Source organism: Acinetobacter sp. YH12156 (genome assembly GCF_013418235.1).
Taxonomy (GTDB): Bacteria; Pseudomonadota; Gammaproteobacteria; order Pseudomonadales; family Moraxellaceae; genus Acinetobacter; species Acinetobacter pseudolwoffii.
The window spans coordinates 1-1,716 of record NZ_VPCL01000035.1 but is presented as its reverse complement, the minus strand read 5'-3'; the positions used below and the strand labels follow the sequence as shown (position 1 = coordinate 1,716).

The window sequence follows — 1,716 nt, the reverse complement described above, 5'->3', positions numbered from 1 at the left end:
TATTTAACATAAAATCTCTTATGCGAAATTTCAGCTCGATGCTTTGAAAGATGGCTAAAGCCATGTTTCAAAGTCGGGCAACTTTGCGCTTGCTGTAATTTGATTTGTAATGAGAAAAACCAAGCAAAGTACCGATCAACTAGTATTTTTTAGGGTCGATCTGACACCAGTCATACGTTTTTTCTTTGACACTACTCGGTTCAAACGAGTAGCAATTTTTCCTCATTATTCTCACCAATGTTTCACCATCACTTTCTCGAATTTGTAGCGGATATTTTTTTAGTACAGCCATATCTGCTCTACGTTCATCAATTTCGTCTTTGCTTGGTATGTATAAAAAGATAGCCAAAATGAACACCATCATCACAGCAACAAACGTGCTGGCAAAAATAAAGATAAGTTTTAAGTTGAGCCTGTTTGTAGCTTCGTTTAATGCCTGAATACTGTTGTTTAATGCACCTGTATGCTTCTTATTTGTGTTTTCTAGCGATTTTTCAGCCTTGTCTAGCACTCCACTAGCGACTTGGTTGTAAAACTGCTCTAATCGCTTCTTATCGTCTGCTATGGCTTCTCGATATTCCTTCATGGATGCCAATAAAATATATAACTGGTCATCTAAATCATTTTGATTACTCATAATGACATTCCGCCTCTACTTAGTTTTTGATATGCCTTGCGGAGTGCTTGCTCGGCTCGTTGTTTATCTAATTCTTGCTGTCGTTTCATTTCCGCTTGGCGTTCCAGTTCTAGACGTTTGGTTTCTTGGTTCTTCTGCCATTGATCAAAACCTTGATCGACACGGTTTAAACCACGCTGTAAAACGCTCTCTTTCTGCTGTTTCTGTTGGTCAAGCTGTTGGGCGTTCTGCTGTTTCACATTGTCATTAAAACGGCTGATTTCAGTGTCTATGCCTTGTCTGCGTAATTGGGTGACTTTAGTGCCTTCATGGATGGTGGCTTGTAGTCCGTTATTCTGATCGGCATAGCTGCGGTGATCTATTTTTTCTCGGTAGCCTGCTCGTTCTAATGCGTGATTGGCTAAATTTGCCCACGTTTCCCGAATCTGTTTAATTTCGTCTTGGGTTGTACCCATACCAAGGCTTTTTCGTTTGGCGTTGCTGAGTTCAATATCGGTTTTGGTGGTCAGGGTGAGTTTATTGTCCGTGTCCAATTCGGCTTTTCGGGTGGTAAGCATGATATGGGCGTGATGATTCTTATCATTACCGCCTTTGCTGGGTTCATGGATGGCTAAATCTGCGATCACTCCATAGCGATCAACTAAGGACCTGGCAAAGTCTTTTGCCAAGTCCTTACGTTGATCAGCGTCTAATTCATCAGGTAGGGCAATGACCCATTCTCTAGCGGTTCGGGCATCTTTACGGTTTTCGGTTTTTTCTGCCAAGTTCCAAAGTTCACCACGGTCAATTTCAATATCTAAATTAGACAGAATTTCAGAATGGGCGACACCGTCTTTTCTCGTAAAGTCATGGGTCAGTCCTGTGCGTTCATCTTCTAGTTTTTCCCCTGCACGATATGCAGATGATGCAACCGCAGTTCGCCCCGAACTTCGGTTCACCGTTTTAGTGGAACAATGATAAATTGCCATGCAGTCGCCTTGGGGTGCTTTTGCTTTTAAAAAATTGCGTAGCAGTTTTTTGGGGTTAAGGGGTGTCCCCTTGCGCAACTTTGACTTGAACTTTGTTCAAGTCGTAAGTGC

The 1,716-nt window shown here is 42.0% G+C and carries 2 protein-coding genes; both read right to left on the bottom strand.

What is annotated here, in order from left to right; translation table 11 throughout:
• Positions 1-139 precede the first annotated feature (139 nt).
• Positions 140-637 (bottom strand): hypothetical protein, encoded by a 498-nt coding sequence (locus FTU87_RS14935; RefSeq protein WP_004856450.1) that lies wholly within the window; start codon positions 635-637, stop codon positions 140-142.
• Positions 634-1,605, bottom strand: a complete 972-nt coding sequence (mobQ, locus tag FTU87_RS14930) for a MobQ family relaxase (protein WP_004856449.1) — start codon at positions 1,603-1,605, stop codon at positions 634-636. The genes FTU87_RS14935 and mobQ overlap by 4 nt, the downstream gene beginning before the upstream one ends.
• Between the last annotated feature and the right edge of the window lie 111 nt (positions 1,606-1,716).

Excerpts from the sequence above, each read along its gene's own strand:
- FTU87_RS14935 (WP_004856450.1), bottom strand. The coding sequence starts at position 637 with ATGAGTAATCAAAATGATTTAGATGACCAGTTATATATTTTATTGGCA.
- mobQ (WP_004856449.1), bottom strand. The coding sequence starts at position 1,605 with ATGGCAATTTATCATTGTTCCACTAAAACGGTGAACCGAAGTTCGGGG.